Genomic DNA, 18,424 nt, shown 5'->3' on the forward strand with positions numbered 1-18,424 from the left:
CGGGCGATGACCACCTTCGAGGATCTGCCCCCTGGGTCACGGGAGTACGCCGAGACCGTCCTTCCGGTGTCCCTCTGTGACCTCCGGGGCCCTGCCCGCGGCATCTTGTCACTGCCGCGACGGGTGGCCTGGTCGGGCCGGACGGACTACGACTTGTCGGTCTATGAGCAGCGTCTCGAGGCATACGCCCGCGTGCTGGAGGCGGGGACGCGGGACGACATCATTGGGCTGCTCAACCACACGCTCCTGATCGGCCACTGGTTCGATCTGTGGTGGCGGCTCGACCCAATCTACCGGGCGGTGTGGGAGATCACGTTTCCCGAGCTCGGCGCCATCTCCGAACTCGCCGAGATCCGCCGCATTCCGGGTCTTATGGCCTCCTGAGAATGCGGATCCCCGACTGGCACGCCCGGGCCATTGAAGACGTGGTGCCTTTCCTGAACCGCCATGGACTACTCCTGGTCGGTGGATACAGCATGCAGGCACACGGCATCGTCGATCGCCCATCCGCCGATCTCGACTTCGCCTACGCGGTGTCTGACGTGCCGTGCGCGCGGCTGGCGGGCATGCTCGCGACGGAATACGAGCAGCACGGCTATACGGCGAAGGTGTCGCCTGGCCCGCTGATCTCGCGGCTGGAGGTCGGCGCCGGTTGGTTCCCCGAGGGCGAGACACTTGACGTCGACGTCATCCAGCGCCCTAGCCACACGCTGGACCTCGCGGGGGCGCCGGTGGAGATCGAGATCAGGCCCGGCAGTCGCGTCCAGACGGTCTCGCGCGAAGACGCCGTTGGGCAGAAGATGGTGGCGGTCCTGTCCCGGTTCGCCCCGCGCGACTACATCGACATCCACGGCGTCGCCGACACTTACTCCTTCGCGGAGCTGGAGGCTCTCGGTGCCGCACGCCTCAAAGATCGCGACACGACCGAGTTGCTGGACCTCCTGGCCACGATCAGGTTGCCACGTGCGGCGCGGCTCGCGACCGCTGACCTTGAACCCTACGGACTCGGGGAGCCCGAGGCTACGGAGCTGCGGGTGTGGATCGCCGCCTGGCGGGACGACCTTGGGCGTCGCCTGGTTATGTCGCAGTCGCGGGAACCCGATAAATCGACCGGACAGTAGATATGTGTGGACATGTCATTACGGGCCCGGATACGGGGCGGGGATAAAGCCGCGTTCGGTGAGCTCTTCGACGAGTGCGCGAAAGCCGTCTACAACCACGCCATCCGCTTGACCGCCAACTGGTCCATGGCCGAGGACGTGACGGCGCTGACGTTCCTGGAAGCGTGGCGGCTGCGAGGCAAGATCGACGCCGAGGGCGGCTCGCTGCGGCCCTGGCTGCTCGGCATCGCCACCAACGTCGCCCGCAACATGCGCCGGGCCGCCCGTCGGCATGACGACGCGCTGGCCCGGCTGCCCAGGGGCGAGGGAGTGCCGGACTTCGCCGAGGAGGTCGTAAGCCGCATCGACGACGCCGAACGGCTGGCGGCGGTGCGGCAGGCGTACGGCAAGCTTCGCCGCGCGGAGCAGGACGTGTTCGCGCTCTGCGTGTGGGCGGGGCTCGACTACGCGCAGGCTGCCGAGGCACTCGGCATCCCGGTAGGCACGGTCAGGTCCAGGCTCTCACGGGCCCGCAAGAAACTCGCCGGCGCCGGGGAACCGCCTCCGGCGAGGGGACAGGTAGTAGGTGACGGAGGCCCCGAGAAGGAGGAGATCCGATGAACTGGCCGGCCGAGCGCGATCTTCCCGAGGGCCGTCACCGACTGCTCAAGGAGTTCGTGATGACCGAGATCGACAAGGCACCGCGGAAGCGCCGCGCCGTCCTGGCAGCCCCTGCCCTGGCCCTGGCGGCCGCCGCCGCGGTGGCCGTACCGCTGCTCTTCGGCGGCCCCCCTGCGTACGCGGTGACCAAGGGTTCCGATGGGCTGATCCACATCACCATCAACGAGGCCAAGGACCCGAAGGGCCTCCAGGCGGAGCTGCAGAGCTTGGGGGCGAACGTGGTCGTGGACTACATCCCCATGGGCAAGAAGTGCAGCCCGCAGCCCCGCGCGGCCGGCTTCTTGGACAAGGAGGAAGCGGATCTTGCCGTCTGGCCCGCGCCGGAGGAGCACTTCGGCAGCTTCACCATCGACCCCAGCGTGATCGGCCCGGGCCAGACGGGGGTTCTGGAGTTCAGCTCGTCGGAGAACAACGGCGGGGTGATCGCCGGCATCTGGGCCAGAGTGGCCGAGGGGCCGATCGCGGAGTGCGTCCTGGTGGACACCACGGAGGCACCGCTGTCGCACTGACCAGGCGAAAGGACGGCGCCTGCCGCACGAGCGTGTGCGGCGGGCGCCGTTGTCGTTAGTGGTCGACCGACCAACCGCCCGACCGAGAACGCGGTCTGGCACGCGCACCATGCGCGTGCCAGACGCTCTTTCATCCGAACCTCAGCGCTCGGTCTCCTTCTTCTCCCGCTCCAGGTCGGGGAACGGGGAAGGTTCCTGGACGCCCTGGGTGAGCTGGCGCGGCCCGTTCGGGCTCTCCGCCTCCTGAGCGTCGGCGACCGCCTCAGCCGCGGCCTCCGCCGCCCTGGCGGCCTCCTCCTCGGCGGCCGAGCTCTCCGGGGCCTCCTCCCGCGTGGCCGCTGACTGCGGCAGCGCCTCGGTGAACGCCTTCGAGACACCCTGCAGCGCCGAGGTGACCTCGCTCGGGATCACCCAGAACGTGTTGCCCGGACCCTGCGCCAGCTGCGGCAGCATCTGCAGGTATTGGTACGCCAGCAGCTTCGGGTCCGGGTCGTTGCGGTGCACGGCCTGGAAGACTTGGTCGATGGCGCGCGACTGGCCCTCGGCCTCCAGGATGGCCGCGGTGCGGCCGCCTTCGGCGCGAAGGATGCGGCTCTGCTTGTCGCCCTCCGCCGTGAGGATCTGCGACTGGCGCTGGCCTTCGGCGTTGAGGATCGCGGCCCGCTTGTCACGCTCGGCCCGCATCTGCTTCTCCATCGCGTCCTTGATGGTCTTGGGCGGGTCGATGGCCTTGATCTCGACCCGGTTGACGCGCAGCCCCCACTTGCCGGTGGCCTCGTCGAGGACGCCGCGAAGCTGGCTGTTGATGGTGTCGCGCGAGGTCAGGGTCTTCTCCAGGTCCATGGAGCCGACGACGTTACGCAGCGTGGTGACGGTGAGCTGCTCGACACCCTGAATGTAGTTGGCGATCTCGTACGCCGCCGCCCGCGGGTCGGTGATCTGGAAGTAGAGGACCGTGTCGATCTCGACGACCAGGTTGTCCTCGGTGATGACCGGCTGCGGACGGAAGGACACGACCTGCTCACGTAGATCGAGCTTGGGATAGACGCGGTCGATGTACGGGATCACGAAGTTGAGGCCGGGCTTGAGCGTGCGATGGTAACGGCCGAGGCGCTCGACGTTGGCCGCCCGGGCCTGTGGGACGATCCGCACGGCTTTGAGCACGGTGACCACGGCGAAGAGGATGACGAACAGTCCGACCAGCAAGAGCGCATCCATGGCTCACTCCCGGGGATATACGAGGGCTGTCGCGCCCTCGATCTCGATGATGTCGACGGTCGCCCCCGCGGGAATCACCAGGGTTTCGTCGTAGGCACGCGCCGACCATTCCTCGCCCCCGACGCGTACCCGTCCGTCGCGGCCGGTTACCTCCGACACGACGTAGGCGGGTTTGCCGACGAGTGCTTCGACGCCGAACCGCTGCAGCTGAGGCTGCCTGATATGACGCATCGCCAGCGGCCTGATCACGATCAGACCGGCTGCTGACGAGGCCGCGAAGAACAGTAACTGCAGGGGAACGGGCAATCCGATGGCGGCGGTCGCGGCGGTGAGGAGAGCCGCGGCGCCGAGGAGTCCCAGCGCGGCCGTGAAGGTGAACAACTCGGCCACGCCGAGCACGACCGCGAGGATTACCCAGATGATCCATTCATCCATGTCGGCCCTCCTCTTGGGACAACGGGCCTGAGTGCGTGGGTGGTTCCCCCTCCTCTACCGTAATCCTGGTTTCAGCGCTGCGGCACCCACCCACCTGCGTCATCGGTGGCATGCAGCGCGCTGCCTTGTATCCATTTCTCCCACGGGAGTTGCCAGAAACCCCATCCGTTGTTCCATACGAGCTCGCGGTCGGTGCCGGTGATCGTGACCGGATCGCCGCGCAGGGAGGTGGCGTAGAACCAGGCGGCCTGGTCGGGCCGCGCATTGATGCAGCCGTGGCTGACGTTTTCCCGGCCCTGGGCCCACACATTGTTCTTGGCGTGCACGTATTCGCCGCTGTTGGAAATGCGCACGGCGTGGTCGATCATCAGATCGTAAAAACCGGGCTCGCCTTTTCGCCGGCCGGGGGAGACCATGCGGACCGGGCTGTCTTTGTCCATGGTCAGGTGCACGCCGCTGGTCGTGGTGTATTCGGGGGTGGTCGCCACGCCGGCGCTGATGGCCATGCGCTGCGCGGGCGCGCCGTCGCGCTCGACGACCATCTGGTGCGTCCTGGTGTCGATCACACTGGCCTGCTCGCGGGCGACGGTGAAGGCGAAGGTGGAGTCGGTGGCGCCGTAGACGCCGCCGGGCAGGCGCAGGCCGGCCAGGTGGGCGGTGACGGTGACCCGCTGCCTGGGGTCCCAGAAGCGGCGGGTGCGGTAGATCACCTGAGTGTCGCTGGTCCACCGCCAGGCGCCTTCGACCGGCTGCTCGCTCTTGACCTCCAGCGCCCGCTCGACGGCCGCCTTGTCCGTCACGGGCGTGTCGAAGTCGATGATGATCGGCATGCCGGTGCCGACGATCTCGCCGGGCAGGGGCGTGGTGGCGACGATCCCGAACGTGCGCTCGGCCGGGCGGGTGTGGATGCGGCCCACCGCCACCGTGGCGGGGCCGCGCGGGCCCGCGGCCGTGGCGGTCACCGTGTATTCGGCCGCGGGCTTGAGCGTCCAGTCGGAGCGCCAGGTCGTGCGGGAACCGTCGAGCCTGCCCGGCACGGGCTCCCCGCCCTCATAGACCTGGACGTTGCTGAGCGTGCCACCGGACGCGCTGATCAGCAGGCCGCGATCGGGCCGCGCCCGCTTGCTGTCGAGCGCCGGTGAGATGTGCACGACCGGCGCCGAGACCGGCGCCTCCGCCGTCACGGGACTGCAGCCGCAGATCAGGAGGAAGGCGACACACATCATCGCGCGAGCTCCGGCACGCCGCATGGGGTGAATCCTGCTTTCTGATGGAGCGGGGAAGCGCTCCAAGAGTAGCGTTCAGTCCGCGAGCAAGCACGCTGAGTCACCTATACGACAGTTCCTGAAACCTCCCCCAATGTCAGGTCGCCGGCCGTGGCCCGGATGGTCACCGTGTCGCCATCCTGCAGGAACGCGCGGACTTCGCCGCTCGCCAGCTTGATCGGATCGGTCCCGTTCCAGGTCAGCTCGATGAGCGAGCCGCGATCGCCGCGCTCGGGGCCCGAGATCGTGCCGCTGGCGAACAGGTCGCCGGTGCGCAACGAAGCCCCGTTCACGGTCATGTGGGCGAGCATCTGGTCGGGTGTCCAATACATGCTCGCGTACGGCGGTCGCGACACGACCTCCCCGTTGAGCAGGACCTCGACGGAGATGTCCAGCCCCCAGTCGCCTTGCCTGCGCAGGTACGCGGCCGGCTCGGGGTTCTGCGGCCGCCCGGGGATCCTGGGCAGCGCCTCCAGCGGGGTGACCCATGGCGAGATCGACGTGGCGAACGACTTGGCCAGGAACGGGCCGAGCGGCCGGTATTCCCACGCCTGCACGTCCCGCGCGCTCCAGTCGTTGACCAGCGTCACTCCGAACACATGGTCCTCGAACGCCCCGGCAGGCGTGCCGAGCTCGGTCGGCACGCCGACCACGAACCCCAGCTCCGCCTCGAAGTCGAGCTTCTCGCACGGACCGAACTTGCCCGGCCCGAGCTGCCCCTGCGGCCGCTTGACCGGCGTGCCGGATACCACGACCGTGCCCGACCTGCCGTGGTATCCGATGGGCAGGTGCCGCCAGTTCGGCAGCAGCGGCTCGGTGTCGGGACGGAAGATCCTGCCGACGTTGCTCGCGTGGTCGATCGAGCAGTAGAAGTCGACGTAGTCGGCCACCTCGAACGGCATGTGCAGCCGCACCTGCTCCAGCGGAATCAGGTGCGGCTCGGTCACCGCCAGGTCGCCGGTGAGCTTGTTCCTGATCAGCGTCCGGGTGTCGTGCCAGGCCGCGCGGCCCCTGGCCAAGAACGGATTGAGCGACGGGGCGGCGAACACCTCGTCGTGCAGCGCGGCGGTCAGGTCGAGCACCCGGTCGCCGTACCGCACTCCCACCCGGGGCGACTCTCCAGGCGAGGAGAAGACCCCGAAGGGCAGATTGTCCACACCCCAACTCACGCATCCTCCTCGATCAGTCCAAGTGCGCGCAGGTCCTCGAGGGGCGTGCTGGTGCTGCACGAGCCGTAGCTCACCAGCAGCCGCCGCGCCCGCTTCGCGGTCTCCTCCGGTACGTCCTGCGCCAGCCGTACGAGATGCCCCACGTCGGTGGCGCGCAGCACGGGCGCCGGATCGCGCCCTTCGACGGCCTCGCACACCGCCAGCGTCAGGTTGAGGAACCCGTGCCGATCCACGCCGAGCGACGGGTCGAAGTGGCGTACGGCGTGGTGCAGCCCGGCCGTGGCCTTGAACGGCACGTCGTGGTCCACGCAGAACCTGATGAACATCGCGAGCTGCTCCACCGCCGGGAAGGCGTCGGCTACCTGGCCGCCGCAGCGCACCTTCAGCCCTGTGCCGTCGGGCACGGTGATGGCCAGCTTGCCCGGGGTGACCTCGGCGAAGAGCCGCACCCCTTCGGGCAGCCCGAGCCGGTCGGCCAGCGCCGCGACCGACGTATCGCGGGGCAGCGGCATCTCGACGATGTCCACCGGCAGGTCGTCGAAGGCGGGCACCTCGGGCGTATCCACGATCAGCCCGATCCGCCGCGGCCGGAAGTCCTTGCCGCGCAGCCGGTCCAACCGGCTGGCCGGGCACAGGAAGCGGTGCGTGAGCACCGGGTTGCCGCGCTCCTGGTCCCGCCGGTGGCGGGCGAGCGCCTCGTCCATGTGCAGGGACGTCGGCGGGAACAGGCCCGCGTCGTCCACCAATGCCGTGTAGAGAATCATCGTGCCCATGTCCACGCGTAGCCGGGATCTTCGCAGGACAGCGCGCCCTGGCCGAGGTCGAGCGGGCGGAAGGTGTCCACCATCACCGCCATCTCGCTCGTGGTCGTGACACCCCGGGCGACCGCGTCGATCACCGCCTCCACCGCGCCCGGCTGCGGCCCGTGCGTGAACCCGGCCGGATGCAGCGAGATCGACCCGACATCGATGCCCGAGCCCGCGCGCGCGGAGTAGTCGCCGCCCACGTAGAACATGAACTCGTCGGAGTCCACGTTGTGGTGGTTGTACGGGATCGGGATGGCCTCGGGGTGGTAGTCGAGCGGCCGCGGGCAGAACGAGCACACCACGAACCCGGGCCCCTCGAACGTCTGGTGCACCGGCGGCGGCGCGTGCGTCTTCTTCACGATCGGCTCGAAGTCGTTGATGTTGAACGCGAACGGATAGAGGTAGCCGTCCCAGCCCACCACGTCGAACGGGTGATTCCGGTAGACGAGCCTGGTCAGCCCGCCGCGCGTGCGCACCAGCACCGGCACCTCCTCGCCGTCCACGAGGAGTGGCGCGATGGGTGCGCGCAGGTCGCGCTCGCAGTATGGTGCGTGCTCCAGGAACTGCCCGTACTGCGACAGGTATCGCTTGGGCGGCCTGATGTGCCCGGACGCCTCGATGGCCAGCACGTTGACCGGGCCCCTCGGCACCCACCGGTGAATCGTCCCGGTCGGGATGACGACGTAGTCGCCCTCCCCGGCCTCGATCACGCCGTAGGTGGACTCGAAAGTCACCTCGCCCCGCTGGACGTACACGCATTCGTCGCCCATCGAGTTGCGGTAGAGCTCGCTCGGCCGGTCGCTGGTGGCGTACGACAATCGGACGTCGCCGTTGCCCGCCAGCAGCATGCGGCCCGTGACCAGGTCGCCGGCGCTGGAAAGCTCCTGGGTGCGGAAATGGCGTGGCGAGAGCGGCAGATTGGGCTCGAGTCGCGTTTCCGTGCCGGGTTCGGCCGCCTCCGCCTTGACGATCGCGGTCGGCAGGTGGCGGTGGTAGAGCAGCGAGGAGTCGGACGAGAAGCCCTCCTCGCCCATCAGCTCCTCGGCGTAGAGACCGCCGTCCGGCCGCCTGAACTGCACGTGCCGCTTACGCGGCACCTCCCCAACGACGCGGTAGTACGGCATCGGCCCCTCCCTTGCCTGTCCGCTTATCGGACGAAGGTGTCCTTTATATGTGACTACCGTCCGCCATGGGTAGGGAGATGTCAACCCAGTGCCGCGGACAGCTCGGCGGCGGCGGCCACCACCCGCGGGCCGGTCGACTCCTCCAGCGGTCCGAACGTCACCACCCCCACAGAGGCCTCCAGCCACGGCAAGCCGGTTACCGGGGCGGCAAGGCCCCGCGCACCCTCCTGCAACTGCCCTTCCGTGACGAAGTAGTCGTCGCGTCCCTCACGCAGCGCCAGGATCGCCTGGCCCGCCGCGCCTTTCGCGAGCGGATGGCGCGCGCCCTCCCGGTAAGCCACGTGCATATCGGTCCAGGAAGGCTCGACCACCGCGACGGCGAGCCCGTCGTCGCCCTCGGCCACGGTCAGGTGCGCGGTCGCGCCCACCTCCTCGGCCAGCCGCCGCAACGTCGGCAGCGCGGCCGCCCGCAGGAGCGGCTGCACGGCCTGGGCCAGCACGAGCACCCCGAACCCGAGATGCACCCGTCCCTCGGCGTCCCGGCGCACGAACCCCTCGTTCATCAGCGTCGTCAGCAGCCGGTAGACCACAGGACGGCTCAGCGACAACTCGCCGCTCAACTCGGTCGGCGTGCGTCCGCCCTTGCCGTCGGCAAGCAGTCGGAGCAGGCGCAGCCCGCGCTCGAGGGTCTGAGCGGATTCAGCGGCCATGCGACTGATTATCTGTGACGCTGCGCAGTCCGGGGGGTACGTAGGGGGATAGGCACAGCCAGGGGGTAACGATGCGGCAAAGGTGGGTGTTCGTGCTCGCCGGCATGGCCGTGTGCGTGCTGACCGCCGCAGTGCCGTCGATCTCCACCATGTCGATCAACACCATGGCGCTCATATCCCAGCAGACCCCCACGGATCCACCTGAACGCCATCTGGTCGAGGACACCATTTACGTCACCGAGGGCATCGAGGTCACCAGCCGGCTGCTCCCCACGGCCAAGGGCCTGGCGTTCCGCGCGAAATACCTCGCCGTCGGGGTTCAGCTCGACCAGGGCGGCCGGCTGTCCGGCACGCCGCGGCGCTCCGGCACGTACGTCGTCCCCGTCCAGCTGTGCGCCGGGCAGACGTGCCGGGAGCAGGAGGTCACCCTCGTGGTGCTCCGCAACGTGCCGTGGGTGCCGCGCCAGCTGACCTTCCCCGGCAAGGTCGGCGTCCCGCTGGACGGCGAGATCGGCATCAGCGGCGGCCCGCCCGGCGTCCTGCCCACCTTCTCCGTGAACGACCACGCCAGGTTGCCCAGGGGCGTGAGCATCGGTCCTGACGGCCACGTGGGCGGCGTGCCCGCCACGCCGGGCATCTCCGAGATCCCGGTGCGGATCTGCGTGGCGGGCAACTGCGCGGGCGTCGTCGTACGGCTGATCATCGTCTGATGCCGGGTAGGGCGCACCCCACCTGAACTGGGGGGACGGCGGGCATGACCGGTGCGGCCCCGCGGCGGAGACTTCGAGGTGCACGTCCCGCACCTATGGAGGTATCCGTCATGAACACTGTCACCGGCCTGCGCAGAAGCGACCCCACGCCGGCCGGACCACCGCCCGTCGTGCACGCGGCCGCCATGCTCTGGTTGTCGGCGGTCGCGCTCGGCGCGTTCGAGGCCGCCCTGATGGTCACCCGAGAGCTGCTCGAAGGCACGTCCGCCCTGGCCGAGCTGCTGCCGGGCGTCGGATTCCGGCTGGCGGTCTTCGCCGGCGCGATCGTCCTGGCGCTGCGGCTGCGGCGCGGCCAGAACTGGGCGCGGTGGACGCTCGCCGGCACGCTGGGCGTGTTCGGCACGTTGTCGCTGGTGATCGAGCCCGCCCGGTGGCTGCTGGAGGGCGGGTCGATCGCCGAGGCCGCCGCCGGCCTGGACGCCGCGGGCTGGGCCTTCGCGGCCAGCCGGATTCTGCACGTGGCGGCCGTGCTCGGGGCGATGGCGCTGATGTTCCAGCCCCGGGCCAACGCCTACTTCGGGTCCGACTGAACCGGCTCGAGCCGCGGGCGAGCGTCGGCGCGCAGGTTACGCACCCCCGGCGCCAGCAGCGCCCCCAGCGTGCTGACCGCGATGAGGACGGCGCAGCCGAGCAGCGACTCCTCCGTGCCGAACACCTCGGCCGCCGGTCCTGCCAGCATCAGCCCGATCGGCCCGAACATCAGCGACCCGAGCATGTCGTACGAGCTGACCCGCGACAGCGACTCGGCCGGGACCTCCCGCTGCATCGTGGTCTGCCACAACACGCCGAACACGTCGAAGCAGACCCCGAGCACGAAGGCGCCGGCCACGATCGCCCAGATCGGCGCGTCGACCCCGAGCAGCACGTAGGGCAGCGCGGTCGGCAGGCAGAGCAGCACCGCCACCAGGATCGGCCGGCTCGGCCGCAGCCGGATCGACACCAGCACCCCGGCGATCATGCCGATGGCCTCGCCCGCGAGGAACGCCGTCCAGACCGCCGGGCCGCCCATACTCTCCTTGGCCCACAGCGGCCCGAGCACCCCGTGCCCGGCCTGGATGGCCATGACCAGCAGCGAGAACTGCGCGACCACCACCCAGATCCACTGCCGCGAGCGGAACTCCCGCCAACCGTCGCGCAGGTCCGCCAGCACCGAGTGCCGCTCACCCGCGGGTCGCGCGCCGGGCTCCAGCCGCAGCAGCGCGATCAGCACGCCTGCCACCGCGAACATGGCGCCGCTGGCCGTCAGCGCCCAGCCACCGCCGAAGAACACCACCGTGCCGCCGCCCAGCACCGTCCCGGCCACCCGGGCGGCGTTCTGGCCCAGGCCGAGCAGCGCGTTGCCGGTCTGCAGCCGGTCCTTCGGCACCACCTCGGGGATGATCCCGCTCAGCGCGGGGAACGTGACCGCCGTGGCCGTCCCGCCCAGCGCCGCCGCCGTGACCAGCGCCGGCAGCGGGGTCCAGCCGACCAGCAGCATGGCCCCCAGCGCGAAGAACGCCGCCGCCATCATGAACTCGCCCGTCATCATGACCCGCTGCCGCGGCAGCCGGTCCGCGATCACGCCACCCACCAGCATGAACACGATCATGGGGAGCGACTCGGCGGTGAGCACGATCGACAGGGTCGTGGCGTCCGCGCCGGGCAGGTTCAGGATGCCGAACGCCAGGGCCACGGGTGCGAACGCGCTGCCCAGGACGGAGATCGTCCTGGCGGTCAGGAGCAGCGTGAACCGGCGATCCCGGAGCAGGCCGAGATCGCGTCCATAACCCAGCACCTGCGTGAACCCCCTAGGAGACCGGCAAACTCCCCCATTTTGCCGTACTTCTTGTCACCCCGTAACAAGACAGAAAGAGGAATGTGCAGGGGTTTGGCAAGAATCCGGCCCTCCTTCTCCCGTAATTTGCTAGGTCCCTGAACGAGGGGACTCGGCATGCAGGAGACGGTGATCGCCCAGGTGGCGGGGCGGGCGTACCTGGAAGGCGCCCTTGTTTGAATCCGCTGGCCGCCTGGTCTATCGCGGCAGGTGGACGCTGCTGGTGCTGAGCCTGGCGGCGGCCGTCCTGGCCGCGCCTCTGGGGCTGGAGCTGTTCGGGCGGATGGCCGACGGCGGCTTCGAGGACCCGCGGGCGGACTCCACGACCGCCGCCCGCTGGACCGGTGACTGGTACGGCCACGCCTCCGACGTGGTCGTTCTCTACCGGCACCCGACAGTCAAGGCGCGGGATCCCCGGTACAAGAAGGCGGTGCACGATTCGCTGCGGGCGCTGCCGAAGGAGCATGTGCGCGGGCTGGCCACGTACTGGACGACCGGGTCGAAGCGGATGGTGTCGGAGGACGGGCGGGCGACGTACGCGCTGGTCACGCTCGAAGGCGACAGGCAGGCTGCCTACGCCGCCGTGGCGGACCGGCTCAGACGCGTCCAGAACCTCCACGTCGAGGTCGGCGGGCCGGTGCCGCTGCTGCAGGAGCTCAACGACCAGACCGCCGCCGACCTGACCCGCGCCGAGGTCATCTCCATGCCGGTGCTGCTGGTGCTGCTCGTCATCGTGTTCGGGAGCCTGGTGGCGGCCGGGCTGCCGCTGCTCGTGGGGCTGTTCGCGGTGCTCGGCGCGCTGGTGTTGCTGCGGCTGCTGACCGAGGTCACCGAGGTCTCGGTCTTCTCGCTGAACGTCGTCACCATGCTCGGGCTCGGCCTGGCCGTCGACTACTCGTTGTTCGTGCTCAAGGCGTTCAGGGAGGAGATCAGGAGCGGCGCGTCGAGCGAGCAGGCCGTGGTGCGGACCATGGCCACGGCCGGGCGCACCGTGGCGTTCTCCGGGCTCACGGTGGCCACGGCGCTGCTGGGGCTGCTGCTGTTCCCCCAGATGTTCCTGCGCTCGATCGGCCTCGGGGCGGCGGCTGTGGTGCTGGTGGCGATGGGGGCCGCGCTGGTCGTGCTGCCCGCCGTGCTCGGCATCCTGGGGCGGCGCGTGGACGCCCTCCGCATCACCCCACAGTTCGGGTACGGGCGGCGCGACGGCGGCATGTGGCACGCCATCGCGTCCAGCGTCATGCGCCGGCCGGTGCTGTACCTGGTCGCCGTGTCCGTCGTGCTGGTGTCGCTGGCTCTGCCATTCCTGCACGCCAGGTTCGGCAATGTGGATCATCGGGTGCTGCCCGCCGCCTCCGAAAGCCGTCGCGTGGCCGAGGCCGTGGAACGGGACTTCCCCAGGAACTCCATGGCGGCGATCGACGTCCACATCCTGGTCGGGCGCTCCTTCACCGAGTCGCCCGTCGTCCCGGGGCCGCTCGGCCAGGGGCATTCGCCGATCAGCTCGGTCACGCCCGTGACACCGTCGGACGTGAAGCCGTTGACCGACCGGCTGCGGCGGCTGCCGAATGTGGCCGGGGTCGATCTGGCGGGGGTGTCGCAGGACAACGGGGCCGTGCGGCTCGCCGTCCGCTACGACTCGGACCCGATGTCGGATGCGGCCCAGGAGCTGGTCAGGTCGATCAGGGACCTGACGCCTGGGCCGAACGTGCGGCAGGTGGTGGTCGGCGGGCCGACCGCCGCCCAGATGGATCTGATGGACAGCCTGGCCGCCACGTTGCCGTGGATGGCGCTGGTGGTGGGCTCGGTGACGGGGGTGCTGCTGTTCGCCGCGTTCGGGTCGGTGGTGCTGCCGGTCAAGGTGTTGCTGATGAACGTGCTGTCCATCGGCGCGTCGTTCGGGGTGATCGTGTGGGCCTTCCAGGACGGGCATCTGGCATCCGCGCTGCGGTTCACCCCCACCGGGTCCATCGACGCCACGGTGATGGTGCTGATCCTGGCCGTGGTGTTCGGGTTGTCCATGGACTATGAGGTGTTCCTGCTGTCGCGGGTGCGGGCGGAATGGCTGCGTACGGGGGACAACGCGGCGGCCGTGGCCGCCGGGCTGCAGCAGACGGGCGGGGTCATCACCAGCGCGGCGCTGTTGCTGCTGGTGGTCATCGGGGCGTTCGCCACGGCCGGGATCACGATCGTGAAGCTGCTCGGGGTGGGGTTGTTCGTGGCGATCGTGGTGGACGCCACGCTCGTGCGGGCGCTGCTGGTGCCGGCGACCATGCATCTGATGGGCGGTGCCAACTGGTGGTCGCCCCGTGCCTTCCACCGGCGCGTGGAGCTGCACGAGCGGCCTGCCGGGAGAGCTCCCGCCGTGCCGCCTCCGCCCGCCGTGCCGCCTCCGCCCGCCGTGCCGCCTCCGCCCGCCGTGCCGCCTCAGGCGGAGGCCGGGGTCCGGCGGTCGGTCGAGCTCGGCCCGGTTGCTCCGGAGCTGCCGCCCGGGCCCGTGGTGACCGTCAACGGGCGGCCCGCCGTCTTCGGCGCGGACACCGATCCAGTGCCGCTGGCGGCCGAGCACGAGCCGCCGGTCGGCGGGCGTGAGCTCGTACAGGCCAGGTCCTTCCGCAAGCACCCCTACTCCACCCCCGAAGCGCCCGCGAAGGAGGAGGACGGTCCCCGGTGGGTGAAGGTCACGGCGGGGCGTACCCGGGTGGTCCGGGCCACTCCCGACGGCCGCGGCTGGACATGGGTGGAGGTGGACTCATGAGCGTGAGCCGTCGATCTCATTGAACGTTGTTGATCGTCCGGATATGGTGCATATGCCCACGATCACCCCCCGGAAGTTAGGTGCCATGCGAAAGCGGCTGCGGCAGCTCCTCGTCATCGGACTCGCCCTCTCGTTCCTGGGCGTCGGCGTTCCCGCGTGGTCGGCGGACGACCCGCGCAGCTGCAACGACCTGCTCGCCGACGACACCCCCGCGTACGTGGTCTGCACCTGGATGGCCACCCCCGAGGAAGCCGCGGACATCGCGAGGTTCTGGCTCGGCAACGACGGCGAGAACCTGAAGGACTCCGGCCCGGTGAACGGCGTCACGATCGACTGCACCGAGCCCGGCAACCAGTGCGCGACCGACGGCGAGGGTGACGGCGAGCCCCGCGACGGCGGCGCCCCGGACGTCGACGGGGCCGAGGACGGCGGCACGCCGGAGTGCCAGAACGGCGAGGAGTGCTACGTCGACCCCGACGGCATCTCCGCCGCCGAGAAGAGCGCCGCCCAGCAGACGCCGGCCGGACAGGCCGCGCAGGCCGCCGCTCAGACGAACATGCGCCTGTGGATCGAGACGGAGCTGGCCGACGACTACAAGGCCGGCACGCTCGCCGAGGCCGCCAAGAAGATCGCCGCCCTGGCCGCCGCACAGCCGGGCGTCGTCGGCATCCGCTTCACCTCGCAGCTCGGCTACAACCAGACCTTCGCCACGGCGGAGGAGCTCGACAAGTTCGTCGCCGAGGCCGCGACCGCGCTGCGTGGCCTGGCCCCGGGCAAGAAGCTGGCCGCGCACACGCTGGTGCCGGTGTTCGGCTGCGGCGCCAACGAGGCCTGCAAGGCCGAGATCGCCAAGAAGTACCCGCTGCTCGACCCCGACCGCATCGGCGTCTGGCTGGCCAAGGGCTACCTCGACCAGCTCGCCCTCGACAGCGGCCACTTCGGCACCGAGTACGCCACCTGGAAGATCGACGCCGCCGAGGCCCAGCGCAACCAGGCCATCCAGGTACGCGGCCGCGCCTGGGACGCCTACGCCCAGATCGCCGTCGAGGACGCGAGCTTCGCCGGCGCCCCGCTGAGCGAGGAACAGGCCACCAAGGCCATCACCGACCGCATCGCCGCCCCGCTCCAGGACGACGCCGCGGAGACGGTCACCCTGTGGACCCGCTGGCAGAACGACCAGGGCCAGGTCAGCCGGGTGTACGGCGAGAAGTGGGCCGCCAACACCACCTGGGACCAGCTCAAGAAGCTCGGCTCGGTCCGCGCCCGCCTGGCCACCATCTACGACCCCGCCAACCCTGAGGTGGACCTGGCCACCGACCTCAAGAACCTGTCCGAGGTGTTCGGTCAGGTGTACCTGCACGCCGCCTGAGGGACGTACGTGGGCCTCAGCGGGACCGGCTCTCGATGACAGCTTGCCGCGCCCGAAGCGCGATCTCCAGCTCGAAACGAATGTCCGGATCGGCCAGCTGATCGCCGTACAGCTCTTCGAGCTGCCGCAGCCGGTACCGGACGGTCTGCGGGTGCACGTGCAGCCGGGCGGCCACCTCGCCCGCGCCTCTGCCGTGCCGCAACCAGGCCAGCAGCGTCTCGGCCAGCCGATCCTGCTGAGCGGGCCGCAGATGGGCGAGGGGCGCGAGACGTACGTCGGCCAGAGCGCTGACCAGTTCCTCGTCCTTGAACACCACCAGCGTCGCCATGTGGTCCTCGCATCGCAGCAGCCCGCGCGGCAACACGCCGCGCCGTGACAGCTCCAGCGCCTCCCGCGCCCAGCGCAGCGACGTCGCCGCGGCGGCCATCGGCACGGCCGGCCCGATCGCGCCCCAGCGTCCACGCAATGCCTGCTCCAGCATCTGCGCCTGGCCGGGCCCACTGGGATCGGGCACCAGCAGGCACGGCACCGGCCGCTCCAGCCCCGCCAGCACGTCAGGCGGCAGCAGGGGCATACGGCAACCCCCAGGCCGAACGTCGAGTGCCACGCAGGCCACCGTCCTCGGCAACCGCCAGCCCGCCGCCTTGGCCAGGTCCGCGATGGCCTCCGGACTGGCGGGCGGGTGGCTCAGCAGCAGGTCGAGGAGGCGGTTACGGCGGCGTTCCATCTCGCCGGCGGCGTGCGTCCTGGCCTCCTCGAAGCCCTCGGCCGCCGCGTCCGCCAGCTGGTCGAGGTAGACGAAGATGGCCTCGCCCAGGTCGTAAAGGGATTGGGGAGACAATCCGAGCGGGTCGGCGAGCTCGGTCAGCCACCGCCACCCGACTCGGGCGCCGAGGCGCATCGCGGTCTGGAGGGGCTCCAGGTTGCGGCCCTCGGCAGCCTCGCCTCTGCCGATCGCGCGGAACGGCTCCGGATCCCACGGGACGGCCGGGTGCTCGATGCGGTCGAGAAAACCCTCGATGGCCTGCTCGACCGCCATCCTGACGACCTTGATGTAGAGCTCGTCGTCCGGCCGGTCGTACTCGGGGATCCGGGCCTGGATCTCCTTGATCACCTCGTCGGAAACCCGGCCGATGCGCGACCTGAGCGTTGTCACGATGTCCGCGGGTGTACGGCTTTCGGTGATGTCACTCTTGATGGCCATCGTCCCTCCTGTCGCCATTGTGACGTAGGCGACAGAGGATGTGTAGCAAATGCTTGCTTTGCTATCACTTCTGTATAAAGGCGCCGAACTCCTCCACGTTGATCAGCCCATCGCCGTCCTTGTCGAGCCTGCGCACCCCTTCCTGCGCGGCCTCCAACGTCACCGGCTGGCCGAGCACGTCCATGAGCCGGACGAGCTCGTCAGCGGAGATACGGCCGTCGTTGTCGGCATCGATGAGGTCGAAGGTGATCGTGTAGTCGCTCATGAAGTCGCCCTTCCGCGGATCCGATGTTCGCGTCAGACCTTAGTGGCGACCTGCCGTAGCGCGTCGATGAATGCCGCGACTTGTGGACTCTTGTCCTCATCTCTCCACGCGATCGCGAGCTCTCCGGGCGGCAGCCCCGCCACGGGCCGGTACACCATCCCGGGCCGGTTGTAGAGCGCCGCGTTCCCCTCGGCCACGAGTACCACGCCGAGCCCGCTGGTCACGGCCTCGAACACCTCCTCCGGCGTGTTGGCGGTGACCCCGACGACCGGCTCGTCGTCCCGCGCGTCGAGCCCGAGCCAGAAGTCGCGCAGCGGCCCCGCCGCCATGGGCAAGGCGATGAACGGCTCGTCGCGTAGCGCCTCGAACGGCACCTCCGCCAGCCCTGCCAGCCGATGATCGGCGGGCAGGGCCACACCTCTGGCTTCGGTGGCCAGCACGTACGTGCTCAGCCCCGCCGGCACCGGCAACCAGATGAACGCCACGTCCGAGGAGCCGTCCAGCAGCCCGCCACTGGGGTCGTCCCAGCCGACCAGCCGCAACGACACCTCCCACCCCGGCATGGCTGTCCTGAACCGCCGCAACGCCGCCTGCTGCAACCCGCGCCCCACGGCCGTCTGCATCCCGATCACCAGTGTCCCGGTGGGAGCGGCCGCCCGAGCGCTCTCCAGCCCCGCCGCCCACCGCTCGAGCAACTCCCGGGCGACCGGCACCAACACCTCACCCTGCCGCGTGAGGACGACGCCGCTGTGCACCCGCTCGAACACCCGGAACCCGAGCTCCCGCTCCAGCACTCTGAGCTGCTTGGACAGAGCCGGCTGCGACACGAACAACCGCTCGGCCGCCCGCGTCACATTGAGCTCCTCGGCCACGACCACGAAGCTGTTGAGCACCTTCAGATCCATGTATCTACCATGGAGCACGCAAGCCGAGGGCTACCCTCCGCAGGTCACGACACGGGAGGACCATCGCTGATGTCGCCGCTGTTGCCTGGGCCTCCGTCCTCCGCGGGCATATGGAGAGACCACTCCAATGTCGCGTCAGCGTTGGCAGAAGCAGGCGAACCTAGCAGGGCAACACTCAGCGCGATGATCGCGAGGCCGCCGACACGTCGGATACTGCGCATGACCTTCTCCTTGGCGGTATGTCCATATGGGACGCGGGTGACTCTAGAGAATCCCGGTATATCGCCGGTATGTCGCCGGTATGGGGCCGCTGACGGAAGTCCATA

General features: G+C 69.8%; 19 protein-coding genes. 8 read left to right on the forward strand and 11 right to left on the reverse strand.

Annotation, left to right across the window (positions count from 1 at the left end; translation table 11 throughout):
* Positions 1–6 precede the first annotated feature (6 nt).
* From OHA25_RS12505 to OHA25_RS12520, 4 genes are read left to right on the forward strand one after another with little or no spacing between them, the layout of a single operon-like run.
* On the forward strand, positions 7–384 hold the full coding sequence (locus tag OHA25_RS12505; protein ID WP_327587715.1) for a hypothetical protein: 378 nt from the start codon (positions 7–9) through the stop codon (positions 382–384).
* 2 nt (positions 385–386) lie between these two features.
* Positions 387–1,121, forward strand: a complete 735-nt coding sequence (locus OHA25_RS12510; RefSeq protein WP_327587716.1) for a nucleotidyl transferase AbiEii/AbiGii toxin family protein — start codon at positions 387–389, stop codon at positions 1,119–1,121.
* Positions 1,122–1,133: 12 nt separating this feature from the next.
* Entirely contained in the window at positions 1,134–1,721 is a 588-nt protein-coding gene (locus OHA25_RS12515) for an RNA polymerase sigma factor (protein ID WP_327587717.1), read from the forward strand.
* Complete coding sequence (locus tag OHA25_RS12520; RefSeq protein WP_327587718.1) at positions 1,718–2,290, forward strand: hypothetical protein; 573 nt, start codon at positions 1,718–1,720, stop codon at positions 2,288–2,290. Before OHA25_RS12515 ends, OHA25_RS12520 begins: the two co-directional genes overlap by 4 nt.
* Before the next feature lie 141 nt (positions 2,291–2,431).
* Here OHA25_RS12520 and OHA25_RS12525 read toward each other — a convergent pair whose 3' ends face one another.
* The 7 genes from OHA25_RS12525 to OHA25_RS12555 all read right to left on the reverse strand — a co-directional run bounded on the left by OHA25_RS12525 (position 2,432) and on the right by OHA25_RS12555 (position 9,017).
* Positions 2,432–3,508: an SPFH domain-containing protein gene (locus OHA25_RS12525; protein ID WP_305919635.1), complete on the reverse strand. Its 1,077-nt coding sequence runs from the start codon at positions 3,506–3,508 to the stop codon at positions 2,432–2,434.
* Between the two features lie 3 nt (positions 3,509–3,511).
* A complete protein-coding gene (locus tag OHA25_RS12530) occupies positions 3,512–3,943 on the reverse strand; it encodes an NfeD family protein (protein ID WP_305919634.1) in 432 nt (143 codons plus the stop codon).
* Positions 3,944–4,014: 71 nt separating this feature from the next.
* Positions 4,015–5,193: a L,D-transpeptidase gene (locus OHA25_RS12535; protein ID WP_327587719.1), complete on the reverse strand. Its 1,179-nt coding sequence runs from the start codon at positions 5,191–5,193 to the stop codon at positions 4,015–4,017.
* 80 nt (positions 5,194–5,273) lie between these two features.
* On the reverse strand, positions 5,274–6,377 hold the full coding sequence (fahA, locus tag OHA25_RS12540; RefSeq protein ID WP_327587720.1) for a fumarylacetoacetase: 1,104 nt from the start codon (positions 6,375–6,377) through the stop codon (positions 5,274–5,276).
* Positions 6,374–7,150: a hypothetical protein gene (locus tag OHA25_RS12545; protein WP_327587721.1), complete on the reverse strand. Its 777-nt coding sequence runs from the start codon at positions 7,148–7,150 to the stop codon at positions 6,374–6,376. Before OHA25_RS12545 ends, fahA begins: the two co-directional genes overlap by 4 nt.
* On the reverse strand, positions 7,138–8,307 hold the full coding sequence (locus OHA25_RS12550; RefSeq protein ID WP_327587722.1) for a homogentisate 1,2-dioxygenase: 1,170 nt from the start codon (positions 8,305–8,307) through the stop codon (positions 7,138–7,140). The genes OHA25_RS12545 and OHA25_RS12550 overlap by 13 nt, the downstream gene beginning before the upstream one ends.
* Before the next feature lie 80 nt (positions 8,308–8,387).
* Positions 8,388–9,017, reverse strand: coding sequence for a helix-turn-helix domain-containing protein (locus OHA25_RS12555; RefSeq protein WP_305919629.1), 630 nt, complete (start codon positions 9,015–9,017; stop codon positions 8,388–8,390).
* A gap of 71 nt (positions 9,018–9,088) precedes the next feature.
* On the opposite strand from OHA25_RS12555, the gene OHA25_RS12560 reads away from it, so the two are divergent.
* Both OHA25_RS12560 and OHA25_RS12565 read left to right on the forward strand, forming a co-directional pair.
* Positions 9,089–9,727, forward strand: coding sequence for a hypothetical protein (locus tag OHA25_RS12560; RefSeq protein ID WP_327587723.1), 639 nt, complete (start codon positions 9,089–9,091; stop codon positions 9,725–9,727).
* A 110-nt stretch (positions 9,728–9,837) separates the two neighbouring features.
* Positions 9,838–10,317, forward strand: coding sequence for a hypothetical protein (locus tag OHA25_RS12565; protein ID WP_327587724.1), 480 nt, complete (start codon positions 9,838–9,840; stop codon positions 10,315–10,317).
* On the opposite strand, the gene OHA25_RS12570 is transcribed toward OHA25_RS12565, so the two are convergent.
* A complete protein-coding gene (locus tag OHA25_RS12570) occupies positions 10,299–11,561 on the reverse strand; it encodes an MFS transporter (protein ID WP_327587725.1) in 1,263 nt (420 codons plus the stop codon). The two genes, OHA25_RS12565 and OHA25_RS12570, sit on opposite strands and share 19 nt — an antisense overlap.
* 211 nt (positions 11,562–11,772) lie before the next feature.
* On the opposite strand from OHA25_RS12570, the gene OHA25_RS12575 reads away from it, so the two are divergent.
* Both OHA25_RS12575 and OHA25_RS12580 read left to right on the forward strand, forming a co-directional pair.
* A complete protein-coding gene (locus tag OHA25_RS12575) occupies positions 11,773–14,355 on the forward strand; it encodes an MMPL family transporter (protein ID WP_327587726.1) in 2,583 nt (860 codons plus the stop codon).
* Positions 14,356–14,440: 85 nt separating this feature from the next.
* Positions 14,441–15,724, forward strand: a complete 1,284-nt coding sequence (locus OHA25_RS12580) for a hypothetical protein (RefSeq protein WP_327587727.1) — start codon at positions 14,441–14,443, stop codon at positions 15,722–15,724.
* 16 nt (positions 15,725–15,740) lie between these two features.
* Here OHA25_RS12580 and OHA25_RS12585 read toward each other — a convergent pair whose 3' ends face one another.
* The 3 genes from OHA25_RS12585 to OHA25_RS12595 form a co-directional block, all read right to left on the reverse strand.
* The gene (locus OHA25_RS12585; protein WP_327587728.1) at positions 15,741–16,928 is read right to left on the reverse strand and encodes a helix-turn-helix domain-containing protein; all 1,188 of its coding nucleotides are present in this window, start codon (positions 16,926–16,928) and stop codon (positions 15,741–15,743) included.
* 64 nt (positions 16,929–16,992) lie between these two features.
* Positions 16,993–17,193, reverse strand: coding sequence for an EF-hand domain-containing protein (locus OHA25_RS12590; RefSeq protein WP_305919622.1), 201 nt, complete (start codon positions 17,191–17,193; stop codon positions 16,993–16,995).
* Positions 17,194–17,225: 32 nt separating this feature from the next.
* Entirely contained in the window at positions 17,226–18,098 is an 873-nt protein-coding gene (locus OHA25_RS12595) for a LysR family transcriptional regulator (protein WP_327587729.1), read from the reverse strand.
* Between the last annotated feature and the right edge of the window lie 326 nt (positions 18,099–18,424).

The organism is Nonomuraea sp. NBC_00507 (assembly GCF_036013525.1).
GTDB lineage: Bacteria > Actinomycetota > Actinomycetes > Streptosporangiales > Streptosporangiaceae > Nonomuraea.

Excerpts from the sequence above, each read along its gene's own strand:
- OHA25_RS12505 (WP_327587715.1), top strand. The coding sequence starts at position 7 with ATGACCACCTTCGAGGATCTGCCCCCTGGGTCACGGGAGTACGCCGAG.
- OHA25_RS12510 (WP_327587716.1), top strand. The coding sequence starts at position 387 with ATGCGGATCCCCGACTGGCACGCCCGGGCCATTGAAGACGTGGTGCCT.
- OHA25_RS12515 (WP_327587717.1), top strand. The coding sequence starts at position 1,134 with ATGTCATTACGGGCCCGGATACGGGGCGGGGATAAAGCCGCGTTCGGT.
- OHA25_RS12520 (WP_327587718.1), top strand. The coding sequence starts at position 1,718 with ATGAACTGGCCGGCCGAGCGCGATCTTCCCGAGGGCCGTCACCGACTG.
- OHA25_RS12525 (WP_305919635.1), bottom strand. The coding sequence starts at position 3,508 with ATGGATGCGCTCTTGCTGGTCGGACTGTTCGTCATCCTCTTCGCCGTG.
- OHA25_RS12530 (WP_305919634.1), bottom strand. The coding sequence starts at position 3,943 with ATGGATGAATGGATCATCTGGGTAATCCTCGCGGTCGTGCTCGGCGTG.
- OHA25_RS12535 (WP_327587719.1), bottom strand. The coding sequence starts at position 5,193 with ATGCGGCGTGCCGGAGCTCGCGCGATGATGTGTGTCGCCTTCCTCCTG.
- OHA25_RS12545 (WP_327587721.1), bottom strand. The coding sequence starts at position 7,150 with ATGGGCACGATGATTCTCTACACGGCATTGGTGGACGACGCGGGCCTG.
- OHA25_RS12550 (WP_327587722.1), bottom strand. The coding sequence starts at position 8,307 with ATGCCGTACTACCGCGTCGTTGGGGAGGTGCCGCGTAAGCGGCACGTG.
- OHA25_RS12555 (WP_305919629.1), bottom strand. The coding sequence starts at position 9,017 with ATGGCCGCTGAATCCGCTCAGACCCTCGAGCGCGGGCTGCGCCTGCTC.
- OHA25_RS12560 (WP_327587723.1), top strand. The coding sequence starts at position 9,089 with ATGCGGCAAAGGTGGGTGTTCGTGCTCGCCGGCATGGCCGTGTGCGTG.
- OHA25_RS12565 (WP_327587724.1), top strand. The coding sequence starts at position 9,838 with ATGAACACTGTCACCGGCCTGCGCAGAAGCGACCCCACGCCGGCCGGA.
- OHA25_RS12580 (WP_327587727.1), top strand. The coding sequence starts at position 14,441 with ATGCGAAAGCGGCTGCGGCAGCTCCTCGTCATCGGACTCGCCCTCTCG.
- OHA25_RS12585 (WP_327587728.1), bottom strand. The coding sequence starts at position 16,928 with ATGGCCATCAAGAGTGACATCACCGAAAGCCGTACACCCGCGGACATC.
- OHA25_RS12590 (WP_305919622.1), bottom strand. The coding sequence starts at position 17,193 with ATGAGCGACTACACGATCACCTTCGACCTCATCGATGCCGACAACGAC.
- OHA25_RS12595 (WP_327587729.1), bottom strand. The coding sequence starts at position 18,098 with ATGGATCTGAAGGTGCTCAACAGCTTCGTGGTCGTGGCCGAGGAGCTC.